The 20,772-nt window shown below is 58.7% G+C and carries 17 protein-coding genes; 3 read left to right on the top strand and 14 right to left on the bottom strand.

The window, feature by feature from the left end:
- Positions 1-84 precede the first annotated feature (84 nt).
- The 12 genes from CDO73_RS10625 to CDO73_RS10685 all read right to left on the bottom strand — a co-directional run bounded on the left by CDO73_RS10625 (position 85) and on the right by CDO73_RS10685 (position 14,079).
- Positions 85-672 (bottom strand): imm11 family protein, encoded by a 588-nt coding sequence (locus tag CDO73_RS10625; RefSeq protein ID WP_088488519.1) that lies wholly within the window; start codon positions 670-672, stop codon positions 85-87.
- Positions 673-833: 161 nt separating this feature from the next.
- Positions 834-2,114, bottom strand: coding sequence for an MFS transporter (locus CDO73_RS10630; RefSeq protein WP_179218663.1), 1,281 nt, complete (start codon positions 2,112-2,114; stop codon positions 834-836).
- A gap of 374 nt (positions 2,115-2,488) precedes the next feature.
- Complete coding sequence (locus CDO73_RS10635) at positions 2,489-3,274, bottom strand: type 1 glutamine amidotransferase (RefSeq protein WP_088488521.1); 786 nt, start codon at positions 3,272-3,274, stop codon at positions 2,489-2,491.
- Between the two features lie 174 nt (positions 3,275-3,448).
- Positions 3,449-3,892, bottom strand: a complete 444-nt coding sequence (locus CDO73_RS10640; RefSeq protein ID WP_088488522.1) for a DUF6376 family protein — start codon at positions 3,890-3,892, stop codon at positions 3,449-3,451.
- Between the two features lie 165 nt (positions 3,893-4,057).
- A complete protein-coding gene (locus CDO73_RS10645) occupies positions 4,058-5,026 on the bottom strand; it encodes an AraC family transcriptional regulator (protein WP_088488523.1) in 969 nt (322 codons plus the stop codon).
- A gap of 98 nt (positions 5,027-5,124) precedes the next feature.
- A complete protein-coding gene (locus CDO73_RS10650; RefSeq protein ID WP_088488524.1) occupies positions 5,125-5,772 on the bottom strand; it encodes a hypothetical protein in 648 nt (215 codons plus the stop codon).
- Between the two features lie 697 nt (positions 5,773-6,469).
- Entirely contained in the window at positions 6,470-7,255 is a 786-nt protein-coding gene (locus CDO73_RS10655) for a carbohydrate ABC transporter permease (protein WP_256972665.1), read from the bottom strand.
- Between the two features lie 132 nt (positions 7,256-7,387).
- Positions 7,388-8,269: a carbohydrate ABC transporter permease gene (locus CDO73_RS10660; protein ID WP_088488526.1), complete on the bottom strand. Its 882-nt coding sequence runs from the start codon at positions 8,267-8,269 to the stop codon at positions 7,388-7,390.
- Positions 8,270-8,453: 184 nt separating this feature from the next.
- Positions 8,454-9,812: an ABC transporter substrate-binding protein gene (locus CDO73_RS10665; protein ID WP_088488527.1), complete on the bottom strand. Its 1,359-nt coding sequence runs from the start codon at positions 9,810-9,812 to the stop codon at positions 8,454-8,456.
- Positions 9,813-9,996: 184 nt separating this feature from the next.
- A complete protein-coding gene (locus CDO73_RS27190) occupies positions 9,997-11,025 on the bottom strand; it encodes a response regulator (protein ID WP_256972649.1) in 1,029 nt (342 codons plus the stop codon).
- Complete coding sequence (locus CDO73_RS10680) at positions 10,997-12,904, bottom strand: cache domain-containing sensor histidine kinase (protein WP_256972650.1); 1,908 nt, start codon at positions 12,902-12,904, stop codon at positions 10,997-10,999. The genes CDO73_RS27190 and CDO73_RS10680 overlap by 29 nt, the downstream gene beginning before the upstream one ends.
- 362 nt (positions 12,905-13,266) lie before the next feature.
- Positions 13,267-14,079 carry a helix-turn-helix domain-containing protein gene (locus tag CDO73_RS10685; protein WP_088488528.1) on the bottom strand — a complete coding sequence of 271 codons (813 nt, stop codon included), beginning with the start codon at positions 14,077-14,079 and terminating at the stop codon, positions 13,267-13,269.
- A 641-nt stretch (positions 14,080-14,720) separates the two neighbouring features.
- Between CDO73_RS10685 and CDO73_RS10690 the strand changes: the two genes are divergently transcribed.
- On the top strand, positions 14,721-17,162 hold the full coding sequence (locus CDO73_RS10690) for an FAD-dependent oxidoreductase (RefSeq protein WP_088488529.1): 2,442 nt from the start codon (positions 14,721-14,723) through the stop codon (positions 17,160-17,162).
- 187 nt (positions 17,163-17,349) lie between these two features.
- Here the strand turns inward: CDO73_RS10690 and CDO73_RS10695 are convergent, their stop codons facing one another.
- Complete coding sequence (locus tag CDO73_RS10695; protein ID WP_088488530.1) at positions 17,350-18,252, bottom strand: alpha/beta fold hydrolase; 903 nt, start codon at positions 18,250-18,252, stop codon at positions 17,350-17,352.
- Positions 18,233-18,880 (bottom strand): DUF2239 family protein, encoded by a 648-nt coding sequence (locus CDO73_RS10700; protein WP_088488531.1) that lies wholly within the window; start codon positions 18,878-18,880, stop codon positions 18,233-18,235. The genes CDO73_RS10695 and CDO73_RS10700 overlap by 20 nt, the downstream gene beginning before the upstream one ends.
- A gap of 232 nt (positions 18,881-19,112) precedes the next feature.
- Between CDO73_RS10700 and CDO73_RS10705 the strand changes: the two genes are divergently transcribed.
- Complete coding sequence (locus CDO73_RS10705; RefSeq protein ID WP_179218664.1) at positions 19,113-20,060, top strand: GNAT family N-acetyltransferase; 948 nt, start codon at positions 19,113-19,115, stop codon at positions 20,058-20,060.
- 2 nt (positions 20,061-20,062) lie between these two features.
- Positions 20,063-20,662 carry a GNAT family N-acetyltransferase gene (locus CDO73_RS26735; protein WP_179218665.1) on the top strand — a complete coding sequence of 200 codons (600 nt, stop codon included), beginning with the start codon at positions 20,063-20,065 and terminating at the stop codon, positions 20,660-20,662.
- The last annotated feature ends 110 nt before the right edge of the window (positions 20,663-20,772 follow it).

Below are 20,772 nucleotides of genomic sequence, written 5' to 3' on the forward strand. Positions count from 1 at the left end.
CACGCCCGTTTCGGTTTGAATCATTTCCCTATTTTAACGGACATGCACAGCGGGGAACAGAGGTCGGGAGGATTATTTTGAATTTTATCTGTTAAAATCTTCAACTTTCATGATATGAAGTTTTAATTTATGTTTTTTGCAAATCTCGTAAAAAGCCTCGGAGACGATCGGTGTGCGGACGTTCACGTAAGCCAACTCGAAAAATTCGTGTCCGTCGATCGCTTCTTCCCGCAGCCAGATACGGGACACGACGTTGACCGGTTTGCGCGGCGGCTGGTCCACGGACGCGGCGATGACGGCTTTGCGCCCGTACTCCGACCGTTCGTAGTCGAAGACGTCCAGCCGATCCGGCCGATGCGCGATCCAATAACTCCCGTCCACAGTACGGCCGTCATGGTAGCTTACGGATGCGGGAATAAATTGTACGCCTGTGCTCCGCTGTTCGAGCAGCGACTTGAAGTCGTCCGATACCACTCTCGTCCCGGTAGTCGTCTCGAAATAATCGACTTTCAAACGACGCACCGACGACAGCAGTTCGACTTCGGCTCTCGTCTCTTCCGGCAGCAGGTCGTCGACCGCCAGATAGTTCGTTTCCAATTCAGGGACGAAGATCGTGCCGCCGCTGATGAAGCCGCTGCGCGGGTATTGGGATTCGAGGAAATAATAGTTCATTCGACGAATGCTCCTTTCTGATCCTTTTGCTGTCTTTCGTCTATTTTAACGAGGATCCGCATAGGAAAAAAGCCGCACTGCCTCGGAAGGCAACGCGGCTTGAAGAACTCCATACAAGACTGCCTCGCCCGGCAGGAATCAAATCGCTTTACGCAGCGAATCTATGCCTGCGCCCGAGCCCATTCGGCCGACGGTGCCGCCTCGCGCTCTTTAGCATACACCACGTACGTCAGCAGACTCAGCAGCGCGATGCCCGCCATCATCCACTGAACATAAGACGGCGGCAGCGTGTCGAGCATGCGCCCGGCCGTAACGGAGAACAACCCGCCTCCGATCGCGCAGCCGGCCATCAAGATACTGGTATTGCGCGCGATGTTGCGCGGCATCAGCTTCTTGGCATAGACCAGCGTCACGACGTACAGACCGGACAACGTCAGGCCGAGCAGCACGATCAACACATAACCGACAGCCGGATTGCGGTTGATCGCGAACAGGGCCAGCAGAAGAATCATCCCTGTCCAATGAATGAACAGATAACGGCGATAACCCAGTTTCTCGGCTTCGTATCCGGCCACCATGCGGCCTGCGATCATCGCGGCCCAGAACACGGTTACGCTGATCGGAGCGTTGACGGCATCGGCCATGCCGGTCTCCAGCATCAGCGAAGGCAGGTAGTTGACCAAGCCGATATCGGTCGCTCCGTACAGGAAGAAGAGCAGGACGAAAGCCGGAAGCATGAATGCGCCGGGCGCGCGGCGCACGCGTTTGTCGCGTGCCGACGGATGGCTCGTCGCGGCGGCCGCGACCACGGCTCCGACCGGACCGGACGAAGCCGCGCCCGCCGGTACGGCGTTCGGCAGTTCCGAATCGGCTTTGCGCGCCGGACGGAACAACGGCTCCGCATCGCCGAAACGCGCGAAGCGGACGAACAGCGACAAGAACGCGCAGTACGCCGCGATGCCGAATAAGGCGCAGCTCCAATGCCCGCCCGCGATCAGCACGCCGATCGCCAGCGGCAGCAGCAGGGAACCGACGCCGAACGCCACTTCGAGGCGGCTCATCGCGATCGCCGCGTTGGACTGCAAGCCTTCCAGAATAACGGCCGCGATTACCGATTCGATGATCCCGCCGAGGAAACCCGCGACCGCGAAGCCTGCAAGCAGCAGCGGCCACGGCGGCAGGAACGCGATCAGCAGATACGAAGCGGCGACGCCCCAAGCGCCGATATGCAGCATCGTTTTTTTGGACATGCGGTTCGCCAGCCACGGCTGGATCAGCATGCCGAAGATCGAAGCGCCGAATTCGATAAAGATCAGCGCGCCCGCATCCGTGTAGACGCGGTCATACAGCGGCAGCAGCACGGTCAAGATCGAAGCGACCGTGACTTTGATAAACCCCATGAGGAGGTAGAACAGGCTCCCCATCCAGACCAACTTTTTCAAACGTTGTTCAATCCTCCTTCGGATACGGCGTTCAAGCGGCTTGTTCGACGGATCGGCAGACAGATCGCGCGAGTCGCCTATCGATTTCCGCATTCGTTTGCCGAAAACGGTTTCTGTCAGCCTTGCAAAAAGACGCTTCTTCCCGGATCAAATCGTCCGCGTCAAACGGATCGCTTCATTAACTCTGAAACCCTGATTGCGAACCCCGTCTCGCTCCGACGCCGAAACGGCCGATTCGGGCTCTCCCGATCGGCCGCTTCTCATATGAAAGATTATACCGAAAATTACTGCTGCGTATAGAGCTTTTTCAAGAAAATACAGCAAGAAATTTTATATTTTCTTAGGCCAACCTGCTACGCCGACCGCTTAAGATGTCAGGTTTCGCCTCTCAGAAACCCGCTTGAACCGTGTGTGTTTCCGAAAGGCTCAAACCTTAGATTCAATGCGGTCAACTCACTGCGGGCGCCTTCGGAAGCCGCAAAGTTGTTCAGGATTCCGCGCAGCAGGGCAAAAGATTCCGAAGCGCGGGCCTGCTCGGACAAGATCTCTTCCGCGCTCTGCACGGTAGGATCGTCCCGGCGCAGATCCTGCTCCCAGACGTCGAGCATCGTCTCGATGCAGGGCGGCGACGTCTCCAGATGAAACTGCACGGCCAGCACGCGGTCGCCCCAAGCATACGCTTGATTCGCACAATACGCGGAGCTCGCCAGCCTCACCGCGCCGGGCGGCAGATCGAACGTATCGCCGTGCCATTGGAACGAGCGGAAATCATCCGGCAGATCGACCAATGCGGGATGAAAAGCGTCGGTACGGCGGATATCGTGCCAGCCGATCTCTTTGAGCGAATGGCCGTAAGCGCGGCCGCCGAGCAGCTCCGCCAACATCTGCGCGCCGAAGCAGATCCCGAAGACCTTGATTCCGCGATCGATAGCGGCGCGGACGAAAACTTTCTCCGGGCCGAGCCACGGGTATTCGTCGTCTTGGTAGGCGCTAGCCGGCGAACCGCCGACGATCAGCAGATCCGCGTCGTCAAGAAGCGCCGGATCCGGCGTTTCCCGCGTCGGATTCAGAATGGCGAGACGATGGCCTTCCTCCTCTGCCCAGCCCGTAAAAACGGCGGGATCGTCGAAATCGAAATGTTTGAGCAGAATGACGTTCATGCGCGATCGCCCTTTCTTTTTTGGTGATTATTATAGAGATTGCAAGCTGACATGGACAAGAGAATTGCGCATTTATGCAAAAAATAGACGCGGAAATCAAAAAGAAGCCTGCGCGCACGGCGCAGACTTCTTGATGTTGATCCGGACCGTCTCGATCTCCGGCACGTCTTCCTCTTATTGCCCCAACTGCTGCACCTGATCCAACAGCCCGCGAATATCCTGAACGGTCTGCAAAATCTGGGAGTTCTTCAGCAGCTCCGGCGTAAACTCCCCGGCTTCGATCCGCTGCTGGATCTCGTCGACCTGCGTGTTCAGCGTCTGGTTGTAATCGGTCAACTGCTTATGGATGCCCTGCGCGAAATCGGGCGCCTCCGTTTTGGCAAAATCCGCTGCTCTCTGCTGCACCCGGTCCAGCTCCTGCGACAGCTTCTCCTGAGCCTGCGGATCGTTCGCCGCGTCCTGCGCCATCTGCGGCAGATCCTGCGCCCACTGCGAAGCGTCGTTGATATAAGCGACCGCGTCGCTCGTGTAATTGACGGAACGGTTCACTTCCTCTACCGCCGAACATCCCGTCAGCGAAACGGCGAACAACATGAAGGCCAATACGTATCTTCTCATCTTCGATGCACGCTCCTCGTCGCTCGGACCCGTTCGATCTCTCGCTTTCTCAAGCGAACGAATCGACGTGTCCGGTTATAGGGTACATACCCCGGACGGCTTCGAACGGTTTCAAGAATCCGCATTAGAAATTGATGAGAAAGCAGCCATGATCGGTCGTGCCGCTCACGCTTCCCGAATCGGCAGATACAAATCGGCTTCGCAGTAATCGTCCCGCGTCGTCGCGATATCGATATATTCGAAATGATGAGGATGCGACTGCACGTAAGGCGATCGGATCAGCCAGTCGTCGATATAATCCCAGATCTCGTTCAGATCGTGAATATTCAAGTTCTCCGCATGAAAATCCCCGATGTATTTGAATACGGCGTATTTGCAGCCTTCGATGACCGCCGTATCCCATTTCCCTTCCATTCCGTCGAAAGAAGACACCTCGGCCGACGTCAGGTAATCCGTGGCATTCGGCAGATGTTCGGGCGTATAGAGCGTTAAGCCGATATACACGCCGGGATGCAGTTTGTTCGGAATCTTCGGATATTCGTTGTAAAAAAAGGACGCTCCGTGCACGTTCGCCGTCAAATTTTCCAGATTGTCCCGCTCGTCGATCGTGGCTTTGCATCCGGCATACAGGCTCTTCGGCTTCATGACGAACGTCGGCTCGAACACGACGCCGCGACGGATCTCTTTAAGCGCCGACGTATCGTACCGTTCGACCAGCGTGATCTCCCGGCGTCCGCGTCGGAACTGCGCCGGCGTCACGCCGAACTGTCGTTTGAACGCGCGGATATAAGATTGTTCGTGGTCGAATCCGTAAGCGAGCGCGAGATCCAGCACCGTCCTTTCGCCGACCGCGGCGAGCAGATCCCGCGCGCTGGCCGACAGCCTGCGGGCGCGGATATATTCCATGAGCGGCAGCCCCGTCGCGGCGCGGATCAGGCGATGCAGATGGAACTTCGACAGATGCACATGCTCCGCCAGCTCGTCGAGCACGATTTTCTCCGCGATTCGCCGCTCTACCTCTTGAAGCACCCGCTCGATCGTTTCGACCGCTCCGCGTTCCCCGGAGAAATCCGCTCCCCGCCGCCTGTCCGTTTCTTTGTTCGTTTGCACATGCTGCTGCGATTTTTCGTTCATTATCGTTTCCCCCGCCCGAACTGCCGACGGTCCTTTCCCGTGTCCGTTCTTTCCCCTTATCCTAACAAAAAAAGCCGGAAGCGTCAGCTTCGGCGTTTTCAATCCGCATATTTGGCCAGTGCTTCTTGTTTCAGCTTGTTGAACTGCTCCGCATTCTCGCCGACATAATCGACTTCTTCGAACCGTTTCCTGTCCATTTCACCGGGAACCGTCTTGATCTCGGCTTCGGCGCGATCCAGATCGAATTTCCCTTGGAACAATCCGGCCACGATGTACTGACCTTTGGAACCGGATCGCAGCGCCAGAAGATACCGGTGTCCGTCTTCCATCTGTTTGTATCCTTCATAAGTGACATAGTCGCCGTTTCCGTCGAAATAACCCGGCTCCGCGACTTTCAGGATACTGCCGGGTTTTATTTCGCCTTTATGCACCTGCTCTACCTTGACTTCCGTAACCTGCCAGGCATCGATCACCGTCCCGTCATTCCCTTTGCTGGTGCTTTGCGTACGATTGCCGATCCGTTTGACTTCGACCAGAACCGGCGCATCATATTCGACTTCGGAAAAACTGGAGAAAAGTTTGAGATCCGCTTCTCCGGCACTTACGATCTTGACCGTATCTCTTGTCGGCTGCGAAACCGACGTTTCTTCGTTCACGTTCGCTGCCTGCTGCGCAGATCCGCAAGCCGCAGTCGCCGCCAAACAGACTGCCGCTATGCCAACCTTGCCCGCTTTCGCCCATCTCATTCAATCACGCTCCCGACACGCTTCCTGCGCAAATTTCGTTTTCGCTTCTTCTACTCAAACGGAAACTGCCAAGAAATAGTTGCAGAAGGATAACGATCCAGAAGCGAACCCGTTCATAGCGCCGCGCGCTCAAACTGACCGATCAAGCATCCCGCGCCTGCGCTAACGGATCGAGATGACGCTTAGCGGGCCATTTGCCGCCCGCGAAATTTCTAACGGATTCAGACGACACTTAGCGCTCAAATTGGGTTCTTTTTACGCGAAAATTAGCAAATATTGCCCTCTAACGGATTCACGATCCGTTAGGATTTTTATAAACCTTGATTTGCCCTTCTAACGAATCTACGATCCGTTAGCCCATTAGCCGGCCGGGGTTTGGAGTTTGGGGTTTGTAACGTGTAACTCCGTGAAGTTACACGACCGCCTTTCCCCTACCCACAAACTTGGTGGGAAGCCTTTCCTTTGCATTTTTCAAAGGTGCAGCCGGCGGAGGGGAATTTCAGTGTAGGAGCTTAAGCCTTTCGGAGAAAGGCACTTCGGAAGCATAGGTCAGTGTCCGCCTTTGTAATCGGGAAGCCTCCTTACAGTCTAATCAAGCTTCCCGATTACAACACGCGACCTCAAGCCTTTCGAAGAAAGGCACATCGGAAGCATACGCTAACGAACTCCCCCGGAGCCCTCAGCGCCCCAAAATAATTCACCCCTTCACCGCGCTCCCCGCCACCCCCTGAATAATATACCGCTGCCCCACTAAGAACACCGCCAACATCGGCACGATCCCCGCCGTCGCCGCCGCCATCATCCCGTTGTAATCGACCGTGTTTTCCATGATAAAGTTCTGAAGTCCCAGCGGTACCGTGAACAGATTCTTGTCCAGCAGGAACACCAGCGCGTTCTCGTAATCGTTCCAATGCCACGAGAAGTCGATGATCGCCAGCGTAGCGATCGCCGGCTTGGCGAGCGGCAGCATGAGGCGGAAGAAGATGCGGAAATGCCCCGCGCCGTCGATAAACGCGGCTTCCGTGATCTCGCTCGGCACGGACATAAAGAACTGGCGCATCATGAACACGCCGAAGATCGTGAACATGCCCGGCAGGATCAATGCCCAATGCGTGTTGTAAATGCCGATCGCGTCGAACATGATGAACTTCGGCACGAACAAGACTTGAGGCGGGACCATCATCATCGACAAATAGAGCAGGAACAGCGGCTCGCGGCCTTTGAACTTGATCCGCGCGAAGCCGTAAGCGGCCAGCGACGATAGGAACACCGCGCCGACCGTGCTGATCAGCGAGATCTTGATCGAGTTGAGATAATACGTCGCGAAGCCGTCCGGTCCCGTCCAGACGCGGATATGGTGCTCCCAATGCAGCGTCGTCGGAATCCATTTGACCGGATATTGGAACACTTCGGCCGGCGTCTTGAACGACGTGCCGATCATCCAGACGAACGGCACGATCATCAAGAGAGCGAAACCGGACATGATCAGCGTGAGCAGCACTTTGCCGGGTTTCAAGACTTCGCCGAACCTCGCTCGCCGGGCCGCGTTCTCGGATGCGCCGCGCGAAGCTTCGGGCCGTTCGGTTTTTACGTTTTCCATAATCGCAGCCTCCTCTTAATAGTGGACCCAACGCTTCTGCCCGATCCATTGCAGCGCGGTGAAGATCAGGATGATCGCGAACAGCGACCACGAGATCGCCGAAGCGTAACCCATCTCGTAATAACGGAACGCGTTCTGATAGATGAACAGCGACAGTACGGTAGTGCTGTTGCCCGGTCCGCCCTGCGTGATCGCCTGAATGATGCCGAACGTCTTGATCGACATGATCAGCCCCGTCACGAGCAGCAGGAACGTGGTCGGGCTGACGAGCGGCCAGACGATCCGTCCCATGATCTGCCACGGCTTCGCGCCGTCGATCTTCGCGGCTTCGAGCAGTTCTTCGGGAATCTCCTGAAGCGCCGCCAGATAGATGATCATGTTATAGCCGAGCATGAACCAGACCCAGATGATGTCGATCGCCAGCATGGACGTATCCGTCGTCGACAGCCAGCCCGGCGGATGCGAGACGCCGATCGCCCGCAGCAGCCCGTTGATCGGTCCGTCCGACGGTTGGAACAGCAGCATCCAGACGAACGCGACGGCGACGCCGCTGGTGATGTACGGCATGAAGTAGAGCGCGCGCAGCGTTTTTTTCCAATAGACCGCTTTGTTCAGCGCCGCCGCGACCAGAAAAGCGAGCAGGATCGACACCGGCACGGACAGCAGGAACACGACCGTGTTGCGCAGCGAGACATAGAACAGTTCGTCGCCGAGCATCCGTTTGATATTGTCGAAGCCGACGAAATGCAGCTCCGGGTTCATGAACCGGTAATCCGTGAACATCAAATAAAACGAATAGATCGCCGGCAGGATAAAAAACACCAGCACCCCCAGCATGTTCGGCCCGATAAACGCGTATCCCAGCAGGCTTTGACGTTTCAGCCACGATTTGCCCATCGACTCTCAACCCCTCCGCTTGTTTTCTTTAAGCATACGGTTCGCCCGCGATGCCCGGAAGGAACAGAACCGTGCGATTGATGCCACAGAAATACTCATTTGCACGAGGAAAAAAGACAGAAAAAAGCGGCGCATGGATTTGTTCCATCGCCGCTTTCGGCTGCCGCTCTCTATCTCGCGTTCGTTATTTGTTTTTCTCCAAAAACGCGTTATGCTGCTTGACCATGTTCGCCATCGCTTCTTCCGCCGTCTGCGCGCCGAGGAAATATTTCTCGTATTCCTGCGCCCGCATATCGACCATCTCCTGCGACAGATCGCGGTTGAACGTCGGAATGCCGCTGCCGAACATGACGTATTCCAGCGAAGGCTGGTCGTACGTCGCTTCCTGACCGCCGAGCATCTGCTTGAGCGCTTCGTCGCGGTCGGCGGCGCTCGACGCCGGAATCCGTCCGCCCGGCGCCATCGGCATCATGCCTCCGTCGGCGTACCATTTGAGGAATTTCCATGCGGCTTCTTTGTTCGGCGTCTTGGCATTGACCGAGATGATATCGCCTACGCCGCCGCTCGTCGTATAGTCCGCCGCGTTCTCCATCAGGCGCGGGACCGGCGCGAACGCGATCTTGAAATCGCGCGGGAAGTCTTTCTGGTTGTTGGAACTGCGCAGCAGCCAACCGCCGATATTGAGCATCGCGGCGTCGCCGCCGAGGAACAGGTTCTCGACCGGCATCTTCGACGTCAACTGCTCGCCGAGCGGCGGCGTGGAGCCGTCTTCTTTCATCATGGCGTTCAGCGTTTCCAGCCATTTGCCGACGAGCGGATCGTCCATGTTCGAAGTGCCGTCTTCCTTCGTATAGCCGTCCGCGACCATCGCGGAATCGAGCGGATCGGAGTAGGATGCCGTATGCTGCACCAGCCCGTAACGGAAACCGGACTCTTTCAATTTGCGGGCGTATTCGCGCGCTTCGTCCCATGTCCATTCCTGAGGAATCGGCAGGCCCGCCTTCTCCAGCGCGTCGGCGTTCAGGGCGACGAACGTGGAATTTCGCGTGGTCGGAAGTCCGTAATATTTGTCGTCGATTTTCCAAGAAGCGGCTTCCGGGCCGATCATCTTGTCGATATCGTAATCTTTGAATTCCGCCAGATCCAGCGCTACCCCGGACTTGATCCGTTTGTCCAGATTGGACTTGGCGTAATTGACGAACAGATCGACGTTCTGGCCGGTCGAGAGCGCCGTATCCAGCTTCAGGTTGCCGTCGTCGTCGTTGACGTAGCGGACATATTCGACCTGAATATCGGGATTCTTGGCGTTCCAATCGTCGACCACCTGCTGCGGTCCGTTCTCCGGCGGCACGCCGCCCCACATCGTCAGCTTGACCGGACCTTCGGCCGCTGCTTCGCTGCCTCCGCTTGCGCCCGTCGCTTGTTGATTCCCGCCCATGCCGACGCAGCCTCCGAGCAGCGACGCGAGCAGCAGCCCCGATACGGCGGCTCCCCATCTTTTCTTTCTGCCGGTTCCGGCTTGTGTTTGACTTTGACCCCTCATGATTTCGACCTCCCTGAGCTTGAAGTGGTTGCGGCTTTTCCTTTTCAATGTATCAGGGAAGCGTTTTCTTGATTAGCCACATATCCACGTTTCGGACCTAAGAAATCTGTGCAGTTTACGGCCGTGCGTCCCGCTGCGCCGCATCGTTTTCTTCTATAAAAGAAGATTCGAGCGCAGCCTCCTTCTACGAAGAACTCCGTTCCCGCTGCCGGTATTGGCTCGGAGTGAGACCGGTCCACCGTTTGAAGATCTTGATAAAATAATTGTCGTTCGCGAATCCTACCCGCAGTCCGATCTCCTGCACAGGCAGTCCGGTCTCGCGCAGACGGTCCGCCGCTTTGACGATCCGCACGCCGTGCAGATAATGGATCAGCGTATGTCCGGTTTTCTTTTTAAAAAGCGCGCTGACGTAATTCTCGCCCATCATCACGTAACGCGACATGGACTTCACGGTAATGTCGCTCTCGTAATGGGCATGGATATGTTCGACGATGCGCCGTACTTCGGGATGGGCGATATCGCTCTCCGTATAGAGCCGGAACGAGCGAAGATCGGCCGGACGCTCGCTTTCGTCGGCAGGATCAGCGGCGTCCGTCGAATCGGTCCCGCTCGGCAGGCCGGAGATCTCGGAAAGACTCGCCGAAGCGAATGCCGCTTCGGATTCCGACGACGGCTCGCGCTCGGAAGTTCCGGCACGTTCCCGATGATCCGCAGGCTCCGAACGTCCGCGTTTTTCGTTTGCCGACGCTTGCTGCGCTTCCGGGGAAAAGTCCTTTTCTTCGATCCGCGAACCTTGTTCGACCGCCGAATGCCGACCCGACCCGTCCGCCGCCGAACCCGCCAGCTCCGCGCCCACTTTGCGCAGCGTATCCCGCAGCGAATTGACGCTCATCGACAGCTTCAGAATATAATTGGACGCTCCGTATTCCATCGCCTGACGCACGTATTCGAATTCGCCCATGCAGGTCAGCATCACGAACTTGCTGCGTACGCCTTCGGCGCGGGCGCGGCGCAGCAGTTCGATCCCGTCGATCCCCGGCATGACGATGTCCGACAGCACCAGATCCGGCCGCTCCCGGCGGATGATGCCCAGCGCTTCTTCCCCGTTGCCCGATTCTCCGATCACGCGAAAGCCCAATTCTTCCCACGAGATGATCTCCCGCACCGATTCCCGCACGAACACTTCATCTTCCACCAGCAGCACGGTCCACATGATCGATGCCTCCTTCTTCGTCGTATTCGGTGCCGATCGGCACGTCGTTTCCGGCCCGGTACGGCGTCGACAGCAGGAAAGGAATCCGGAATCTGACCCGCGTGCCGGGCTTCGTATCCGCGATCTCCAGCCCGCTTTCTCCCCGATACAGCAATTGCAGCCGCTCGCGCAGATTCGACAGCCCGATGCCCTGCCGTTCTCCGCTCCGTTTGGATCGGCGCGATTCTTCCATTCCGACGCCGTTGTCTTCGACTTCGAGTTCCAACGATCCGTTTTCGCGGCGAATCCGGATCGCGATCTCGCCGCGCCGGGATAGCGGAGAGACGCCGTGCCGGATCGCGTTCTCCACCAGCGGCTGAAGACTGAGCTTCGGCACGAGCGCGTATTCCAACTCTTCGTCGAACTCGCAGGTCACGCCGAACGCGTCGCGGTAGCGGATACGCTGGATATGCAGATAAGCCTGCACCAGTTCGATCTCGTCTCGGAGATGGATCAGCTCCACTTCCGAATTCAAGCTGGCTTCCAGCAGTTTGCCGAGCGAGACGCACATCTCCGTGATATCGTCGCTGCCGCTGCGGATCGAACTCCATTTCATCGTGTTGAGCGTATTGAGCAGAAAATGCGGATTCATCTGCGCCAGCAGCATATGGACGCGAACCGCTTCTTTCTGCCGTTCTTCGGCCTTGAGCTTGCGGATCAGCTCATGCGTATCGTCCAGCATCGTATTGAACGTGCGCGTCAATTCCAGCACTTCGCCCCGGCTGCGTTCTTCGGAGATGCGCACGCGCAGATTCTTGCTGGCCGCTTCGCGCATCCGGGTCTGAAGCAGCGACAGCGGCTTGAGGAACGCCGACGAGATCATGAAGGCGAACAGGATGAATATCGCGGTCAAGCCGTAAAAAGTGAGGAAATACCGGCTCTTAAGCTCCGAGATTTCCGCGAACAGCACGTTCAGCGGAATTCGGCTCACCATATACCAGTCCAACGATTCGATATAGACGTAATTGACCAGCATGCCGGATTCGCGGTCGGTCAGATACGCATGATCGCCGCCCGCGCGAATCCCTTCGATCACCCGCTGCGTCAGACGGGCGTCCTGCGGCGAAGCGGCGAGCGTCTCCCCGCTGCCCGTCATCAGAAAATAATCTTGTTCGCCCGGCATGTCTTTGAGCGCCGAACGGAACCACGACGAATAATCGATGCCGATGCGCGCAAGGCCGTACGGTTCGCCTCCGGCGTCGCGCATATACGCGTACAGCGACAGCAGATAGGGAACGGACGAGATCTCGCGCAGGATATTGTTCTCGTCGCGCGGGTCCCAGCGGTAATAGAGGCCGTCCGGCGCGGAAGGATCGGCGGACAGCGCCGAATCGCCCGCTTCTTCGTCCAACTGCGCCGCGAACAGTTCGCGATACGGTTCGTATTCGAGCTGCTTTCTCGGCGCGTACGAAGTGTAAACGCTATCATGAAAATCCAGCAGCGTGAAATAAACATACGGATTATAGAGGAAAAAGCTGTTGCCCAGCGATTTGAACTTCTCTTCGATCAAAGCCTGATTCTCCAGCGACGTGCGGTTCTCCGGATGTTGAAGCGCGCCGCGTACGGACGAATCCTGCTCCAGAAAAATCAGCGTTTTGTACGCGATGCTCATCTGGTCTTCGAGCGTGCGGTTAAGCTGAACCAATTGGTCGCGGCTCTGGCGGCTGATCTTCTCTTCCACCACCCGCTCGATCTGACGGTAGTTGTACACGTTAAGCAGCGCGAACGGCACCAGAATCAGCAGCACGAACGCGGCGAACAAGCGATGTTTGAGTTTCTGCGGAACCAGCGCCTGCCAAGGCGGCCGGAGGAACCCGCGCATGTCGAATCTTGGACGCATCGGCTTCTCGCTCCTTCGTGACGGGATGTGTGGCTTCATTATACCTCGGGGCGGCGGCGGAGAAAGGCGCGGAGACGGAAATGATTCAAATTGCGTGGATATGTGCCATTCGGTACGGGCAGGCGGCGGAGTGTAGGCAGCGGAGTGCGTAGATTTGTTCTATCGGGAAAAGAAGCCGCCTTGACGAACAAGAGACTCGTCAGTTCCGGCGGCGATACTCGGATAGCGGGAAGGCGGGCCGTACGGCCAATCAACGAAAAGACCGCATGAAGCGATGCGCGGTGACCGGCGGCCTTCCGAAAAAGCGGCGCGACGATTGGTGTTCGCGGCGAACACGCGGGGCGAGCGACCGGCTCGCCGCCTCATACCCGGCGGCGGCGGCGGTACTCCGAAGGCGGAAGCCCCGTCTCCGCCGTGAAGACGCGGCTGAGATAAAAGCCGTTCTCGTAGCCGCAGCGCTCGGCGATCTCGGCCAGCGTCAGCTCCGTATCGCCGAGCAGGCGGCGCGCGCGGGCAAGCCGCAGCGACTTCAGGAAGCGCGAAGGCGTCTCGCCGAACGCCGCCCGGAAGCGGCGGGTGAACTGCACGGGGCTGAGGCCGAGTTCCGCGGCCAGCGCTTCCAGCGGCAGCGGGGCGCCGAAGCGCGCCTCGATCTCGGCGGCGGCGAGGGCCATCAGCGCGTCTTCCGTGAAGCGCGCTTCCGGCCGAAGCTCGCGCCGGCGCTCGGTCTCGTGCAGGCGCAGCAGATCCAGCGCCAGATGCAGCGTCCAAGCCCTGCCCTCCGGGGAGGCGTCGCCTTCCGCCCGGCGGAGATGGGCGTAGTTCGAGCGCAGGCGTCTGACGTCTTCGAACGTCAGCAGGCCCGGCATCCACGGGCAGACGCCGCTTTGCTCTTCGGAACCTTCGAATTGGACGTAATGGAACGTAAGCGGCGTGACGGTCTCCCGGCGCAGCACCCCGCCGGGCGGGCAGAGCACGGCGCCGCCGAAGCCGGCTTCGCCGGCGAGCGGGAGCATAGGCGGCGGCTCAAGCAGCGGCGGCGCAGAATCGGGCAGCACGATCTCGAAGCGAAAACTTCCTTCCTCGACGGCGAACAGCGTCCATGTCTCGTAACGGTCTTCTTTCAGATCGAACCGCGCTTTATTTTGCCAGTAGATATGTTCGTTCAGCTTCATTGTTCGACCCCCTTCGCTTTTCGTTTCTTTGTCTATTTTCCTCGTTTCATCGTTGCGCGCTGCTTTCGACCGTTTTTCTTTTCAAACGGAACCTGCGCACACCCGATGTCGGAAAATGTGTACCGAAAGTCATCATTTCCCCCTCAAACTCCCGATATGCAGGCAAGTGTGTACGAAAGGTCAACATTTTATCCGATTTAGCTCGAAAAAGGCGGAAAACTGCTCGAAATTCGCACGTTTCGTCAACATTCAGCCTGTTCGGCTGCTTATAGCAGGCAAAATGTGAACAAAACGTCAACATTTGTTGCGTGCGAAATAGTCTTGTAGGCGAAAACGCACCGAATTTGGCAGAGTAACGCGTACGCTTGTACACTTCGGCCCATAGAAATCCGCGGACGTCCGCTTTTTGATCCCACGCAGTCACGTTTGCGACGGCCTAACTCCCATGAAATAAAGTATATCCTATTTGCCGTAATTGTGTATTCGAAAGCTTCACTTCTCGTTCTATGCTGAAATCAAAGACAAGCCGGGAACAAGAAGAGGAATCGCGGATCAGCAATCGTTTTCCGAGAGCAGCAGGCGCAAGACGAAGAAGAACAAACGGAACACCGCCCGGCAGAGCGAAAAAGGAGCGTGCGAATATGCGAAACGAAACGGTAAACAGCGATATCACGGTAATCGGGGGCGGACTTGCGGGAGTATGCGCGGCGATCGCGGCGGCAAGGATCGGGCGGACGGTCTCGCTCGTGCAGAACCGTCCCGTGCTCGGCGGCAACTCGAGCAGCGAAGTGCGCGTATGGGTCTGCGGAGCGACGGCTCACGGCCTGAACCGCTATGCACGGGAAACGGGCATCATGGGCGAATTGTTCGTCGAGAACCAATACCGCAATCCGGAAGGCAATCCGTATCTGTGGGATCTGACGGTGCTCGAAGCGGTCAAAGCCGAGCCGAATATCACGCTGTTCCTGAACACGGACGTGCACGAAGTCGAAGCCGACGGTCCCGAAGAAGAACGCCGGATTCGCTCGGTCACGGGCTGGATGATGGGTTCGGAGCGGCGAATCGCGTTCGACAGCGACGTGTATCTGGACTGCACCGGCGACGGGCTGGTCGGTTTTCTGGCGGGGGCGAAATACATGCTGGGGCGCGAAGCGCGGGAGACGTACAACGAAGAATGGGCGCCGGAGGTCGCGGATAACATCACCCTCGGCAGCACGATGCTGTTCTACACGCAGGACGCGGGACGGCCGGTGAAGTTCGTTCCGCCGTCTTTTGCCAAAGACATCTCGCAGACGTCCATTCCGCTCAAGCGCGTGATCAAAAGCGGCGATTCCGGCTGCCATTACTGGTGGATCGAATGGGGCGGCGAGCATGACACCGTGCACGACAACGAGATGATCCGCGACGAGCTGGCTTCGGTCATCTACGGCATCTGGGACTATATCAAAAACTCCGGCAAATTCGACGCGGAAAATTTGACGTTGGAATGGGTAGGATCGCTGCCGGGCAAACGGGAATACCGGCGGTTCGTGGGCGATTACGTGCTCAATCAGAACGACATCGTCGCGCAGCGCGAATTCGACGACGCGGTCGCGTTCGGCGGCTGGTCGATCGACCTGCATCCGCCGCAAGGCATGTACGCCGAAGAAAGCGGCTCCAAGCATTACCACACGGACGGCGTCTACCACGTCCCGTTCCGTTCGCTGTATTCCGCGAACGTGACCAACATGCTGATGGCGGGCCGCAACATCAGCGCTTCGCACGTCGCTTTCGGCACGACGCGCGTCATGGCGACCTGCGCGGCCATCGGCGAAGCCGCGGGCACGGGCGCCGCGCTGTGCTCGGCGCTCGGGGTGACGCCGCGCGAGCTGCGCGCGCGGCATACCGATCTGCTGCGCCGGACGCTGATCCGGCGCGGGGCTTCCGTCGTCGGGCGGCATGCCGACGACCCGGCGGACCTGGCCCGCTCCGTGGCCTTGAGCGCGTCGGGCGCGCTGCGCCGCCTCGCGCTGGAGCAGCCGGGCGAAGCGTACCCGCTGCGTCGGGACGCGGCCCTGCTCTTCCCGGCGGACCCGGAAGTGTCCGGCGTGTCCCTGCTTCTGTCGGCGGACGAAGACGCCGAAGTGACGGCCGAGCTGTGGGACACCGGCCGCGGCGAGAACTACGTTCCGCATACGCTGCGGGCGACGGCGACCGCCCGCGTCGAAGGCGGAGGCGAAGCCCACTGGACGCGCTTCGATCTGCATTGGCGGCCGGAGACGCCGCGCAACGCTTTTCTGATCGTGCGGGGCAGCGAAACCGTGCGGCTCTATCGCTCGGAGCAAGCGCTGAGCGGAGTGCTGGCTTTCGAACGCGGCGGCGAAGCCCGCGTCTCGCAGGATCTGGAAGACCGGCTCGATAACCAGCCGGTCGTCGAATGGCAGATGCGCGGCCTCGCGCGCCGGCCGTTCTGCTTCCGTCTGGAATCGGCGACGGAAGCCTACGCGCCGGAGCGCGCCGTCAACGGCTATCACCGGCCGTTCGCCGGGCCGCAGATGTGGCTGTCGGAACGGATCGACGGCGGCGAAAGCGCGTCGTTCGACGGCTCCGCGCCGGAGAACGCTGCGGCAGCGGACACCGTTCAAGACATTTTCGTGAATCGCGCCGATTCAGGTTCCGCGTCGGCTGTACCAGCGGTTTCCGCCTCTGCGCAGCCAGTCCAACCGTGGCTCCGCCTCGATTGGGACGAGCCGCAAACCGTCGCCGAGATTCATCTGACGTTCAACGACGACGTGAACGAAGATCTCGTGAACCTGCATCATCACCGGACGGACTTCGACGTCATTCCCGAACTGATCCGCGACTATCGGCTGGAAGCCGCCGGAGCGGACGGGGTCCCGGACGCGGACTGGACCGTGATCGCGTCCGGCCGGAACAACCGCCGCCGCCGAATCGTGCACAAGCTGGCGCAGCCGGTCTCGCTAAGCAGCCTGCGTTTGGTCGTCGAAGCGACCAACGGCAGTCCCTATGCGGAACTGATCGAGATTCGCGTGTACGACCGCGATCCGGAAGCGACGGACGAGCTGCGCCTCGCAGCCGATTGACGATCAGCCGAACATTCGCTTAGATTCGTTTCCGTACCGTCGAAACTTGCGCATTCGGTCTCCGGTCGGAATCCGCTCGTTACAAAGCGCGCCTGTTTGCTCTTAAGCAAACAGGCGCGCTTCTACGTATGTTCTCCGAAACCGTACGCCAGCCAATCTTAATCGCGCGTTCCGTTTCCGCCCCTATTCACCGTTCGGCCCTTCCGCGCCTTGCCGTGCGCGCGACCGCTTCCGCCACGGTCGCTTCCAGTCGAGCCGGAAGATCATGCCCCATGCCTTCAAGCAGCAGCCACTCCGCTCCCGGTATCGCGCGGGCCGTGTCTTCGCCGCAGATCGGCGGGAACATCGGATCGTCGCTTCCGTGTACGACCAGCGCCGGAACGCGGATCGTCGCCAGCTTCGGCCGACGGTCTCCCGACAACGCGATCGCGGCGATCTGCCGGCCGGTGCTGCCCGGATCGTAAGCCCTCCGCGCTTCTTCGCGAATCATGGCCCGATAAGTTTCTTCGTCGAACGGATATCCCGTGCCCGCGATTCGTTTGGCGAACGCCGCGCCGTTCGCCAGAAAACCGGCTTCGTCCTCGAACGGATTCGGCGCGGGCCGAGTCATCATCGCCATGACGTCGGGAGCCGCCGGCGGAAGTTCCGGATTGCCGGAGCTGGACATGATCGACACCAGCGAGAGCACCCGATCCGGATAGGATGCCGCCGCGAGCTGCGCGATCATCCCGCCCATCGAACGGCCGACCAGATGCGCCCGCTTAATACCCAATCCGTCCAGCAAACCGATCGCGTCTTCCGCCATATCGCCCAGCGTATACGGAAGGTTCGGCAGTTTGCCCGCGGACAGGGCCGCCGCCAATTCGGCGAAATCCAGCGGCGGGTACTGTTTGAACGAAGTCGAACCGCCGGTATCCCGGTTGTCGAACCGAATGACCCGAAAGCCTTGATCCGCCAGCAGTTCGCAGAACGAATCGGTCCAACGGATTCTCTGCGTTCCCAATCCCGCGATCAGCAAAACGGCCTCGCCGGCCGGACTGCCGAACTCGTCGTAAGCCAGCTCGATCCCGTTAGCGGCGATCCGCTTCATGGGTCTTCTCTCCTCTCTGATCGGATTCGGCGAAAGCTTCCGCGGCCAAGAGGCTCGCGTAACGCGCGACGTCCGTCCCCCAATTTGCGATGCAGCGTTCGAAACGCTCCCGATTCCCGGCGTACAGCTCGCGCAGCGCTTCTTCGTATCCGTCGAAATCTCCGGCGATCGCCGTCATGAACCGATAGGCGGCTTCCTTCGCTTCGCGTTTCTTCGCTTGTTCTTCGCCGGCGCGACGCGCTTCTTCCACCAACTTGCGCAGCGTGACCGAAGCGCCGCCCGGCTGGCTTTTGAGCCATTCCCAATGCCGCGGCAGCAGCGTGACTTCGCCCGATACCACGCCGAGCTTGGGACGTCCGACTTTGGCCGTCGGCTTTGCGTCCTGCTCTTCGCTCGCAGCGTTTTCCGACGGTTCCGCCGATTCGTAAACGGGTTCTTCCGGTTCGTCGCGCGGATCGAGATCGACTTGGCTTCCCGTGCGGTCGTCGAAGATCAGCAGACGGGCAAGACGCCGTTCGTCCAAAGTTTGCCGAATCCGAGCGGATACCTCGCCCAGCGAACCTGCCGCCACGATATGCCGATCCACAAAAGCCGTATATTTCGACTGCGTACTTTTTGTCAGTTCCATTTTTATACTTCTCCTTTCTTACGTTCCTATTTTATCCGGGTAAAAATAAAAAGTCAATATTACCCGGGTAATATTACGGAATAGGCTCGGATATGCGCAAGAACGGTTCATTTCTTCTTTCTTTAATGAAGCATACTGGGAAGCAGACGGGCTGCCCGTCGGAAAGGAGGATTCACCCTTTATGCAATCCCATTCCACGAATTCCGATATTCCCGAGGAGGACTTGATTTCCATGCAACCTACGACTGCTGCTTATTCAATCCGACATTTCCGCGAAAGCGACTTCCCGGCACTCGGTGCCTTTTACAATCAAACGGCCGAAGGACGGCGCGTGACCTTCTGGTGGGTAGGCGAACAAGAGAATTGGCCGAACGTCTACTGCGCGTTCGAAGGCGACAAGATGATCGCCAAAGGCCAAGTCGACGTGTTCAGCGTCATGCCGGCGGCGGCCGATCCGTCGAATAAACACCGGATCTTTTTCAACTTAAAAACGCTGCCCGAACGCGAAAACGACCCCGAACTGATGAACGCGATGTACGAAACGCTGAAAGCTCGCGCTCTGGAGATCCGCTCGAATCTGCCGGATACGCACGGCACGCTGCTCTGTTTCGGCAATTACGTCGAAGAAGCGACCAACACCGAATTCTTCGCTTCGCGTCCCGAATTCTCGCCGCTGAAACGGCAGTACCGGATGTGCCGCGAGTTCGCGGACGCAAGCTCGCCGAACGCTTCCGCGGAAACGTTCCCTCTGCCCGAAGGCTATGCATGGCGCGAGTTCGACTCGTTGAACAACGAGCAGGCGGACGAATATCTGGCGCTCGATATGGAGATCTGGCCGGTAACGCCGATCGGCGCGGAGCGTCTGGCCGAGATCGTCTCGCGTCCCGCTTGGCGGATGCTTCAGGTCTGCGACGCGGACGGCAACCCGGCGGCGAGCCTGATGTACTGGGTCTCCGACGGAGAGACGGGCGAGATCGAAGAAGTGCTGACCCGCGCGAATCATCGCAGACGCGGCTTGGCTTCGGCGCTGCTGAACCGGGCGCTGCACGAGATTCGGAATCTGGGCTGCGACGACGCGGAACTGGACGTCGAAGTCCGCAACGAAGACGCGTTGAAGGTCTATCGCGCCGTCGGTTTCGAAGTCGTGACCGAAGAGCATCGTTACGCGGAGGAATTGTAGTCTTGATTCAAGGTTCTTGGCCGCATGAATCTTCGCCCTTCCTGCTGGAAGGTCCCGAGATCCGGCTGCGCGAATTCGCGCCGGGAGATCTGGACGACTTCTGCGCGATCACCGCCGAGCCGCATATCCGCGAATTTCTGCCCGATTGGCATGTCGACCCGGAAACGCGGCGGATCTGGCTGCGCGATTACGAAATTCCCGGCAGTCGGGAATTTCTCGAAGCGGCGGCGCGGGACGGTCGAGTCGAAGACCGGATGCTGCGGCTTGCGGTGATCGAACGTTCGAGCGGGCGTTTCGTCGGCTGGTGCTGTACCGGCATCAAGGACGAGCTGCCTTCTCCGAACCGCGAGATCGTTTACGGCGTATCATCCGTCTGCCGCGGCCGAGGGTATATGACGCAGGCCGCCTCGCTGCTTGCCGATTGGCTGTTCGCGCATACCGATATTGAAGCGATCAACGGGCTCGCCCGTCCGGCCAATGTCGCTTCGAACCGCGTGCTGCAAAAATGCGGGTTCGAAACGATCGGCGAAATCCGATTGGAAGACGGACTTTTCCTGCACTACGTACTGAAACGTGCGGCATACGAAAACCCTGATCGCTAACGAATGTCGGACACGATCCGGCAGACTCGAATCGAAAACAAAAATAAGTCCGAGCTCCTCCTTCTGGAGGAGCTTTACTTGCAAACGGCGATCGAAGAAGACTCGAAAAA

It is taken from the genome of Saccharibacillus sp. O23, assembly GCF_002205895.1.
Taxonomy (GTDB): Bacteria; Bacillota; Bacilli; order Paenibacillales; family Paenibacillaceae; genus Saccharibacillus.

Bases quoted from the DNA above. Each gene is read 5' to 3' on its own strand.
- CDO73_RS10625 (WP_088488519.1), bottom strand. From the start codon at position 672: ATGAACTATTATTTCCTCGAATCCCAATACCCGCGCAGCGGCTTCATC.
- CDO73_RS10635 (WP_088488521.1), bottom strand. From the start codon at position 3,274: ATGAACGTCATTCTGCTCAAACATTTCGATTTCGACGATCCCGCCGTT.
- CDO73_RS10640 (WP_088488522.1), bottom strand. From the start codon at position 3,892: ATGAGAAGATACGTATTGGCCTTCATGTTGTTCGCCGTTTCGCTGACG.
- CDO73_RS10645 (WP_088488523.1), bottom strand. From the start codon at position 5,026: ATGAACGAAAAATCGCAGCAGCATGTGCAAACGAACAAAGAAACGGAC.
- CDO73_RS10650 (WP_088488524.1), bottom strand. From the start codon at position 5,772: ATGAGATGGGCGAAAGCGGGCAAGGTTGGCATAGCGGCAGTCTGTTTG.
- CDO73_RS10655 (WP_256972665.1), bottom strand. From the start codon at position 7,255: ATGTCCGGTTTCGCTCTCTTGATGATCGTGCCGTTCGTCTGGATGATC.
- CDO73_RS10660 (WP_088488526.1), bottom strand. From the start codon at position 8,269: ATGGGCAAATCGTGGCTGAAACGTCAAAGCCTGCTGGGATACGCGTTT.
- CDO73_RS10665 (WP_088488527.1), bottom strand. From the start codon at position 9,812: ATGAGGGGTCAAAGTCAAACACAAGCCGGAACCGGCAGAAAGAAAAGA.
- CDO73_RS27190 (WP_256972649.1), bottom strand. From the start codon at position 11,025: ATGTGGACCGTGCTGCTGGTGGAAGATGAAGTGTTCGTGCGGGAATCG.
- CDO73_RS10680 (WP_256972650.1), bottom strand. From the start codon at position 12,904: ATGCGTCCAAGATTCGACATGCGCGGGTTCCTCCGGCCGCCTTGGCAG.
- CDO73_RS10685 (WP_088488528.1), bottom strand. From the start codon at position 14,079: ATGAAGCTGAACGAACATATCTACTGGCAAAATAAAGCGCGGTTCGAT.
- CDO73_RS10690 (WP_088488529.1), top strand. From the start codon at position 14,721: ATGCGAAACGAAACGGTAAACAGCGATATCACGGTAATCGGGGGCGGA.
- CDO73_RS10695 (WP_088488530.1), bottom strand. From the start codon at position 18,252: ATGAAGCGGATCGCCGCTAACGGGATCGAGCTGGCTTACGACGAGTTC.
- CDO73_RS10700 (WP_088488531.1), bottom strand. From the start codon at position 18,880: ATGGAACTGACAAAAAGTACGCAGTCGAAATATACGGCTTTTGTGGAT.
- CDO73_RS10705 (WP_179218664.1), top strand. From the start codon at position 19,113: ATGCAACCTACGACTGCTGCTTATTCAATCCGACATTTCCGCGAAAGC.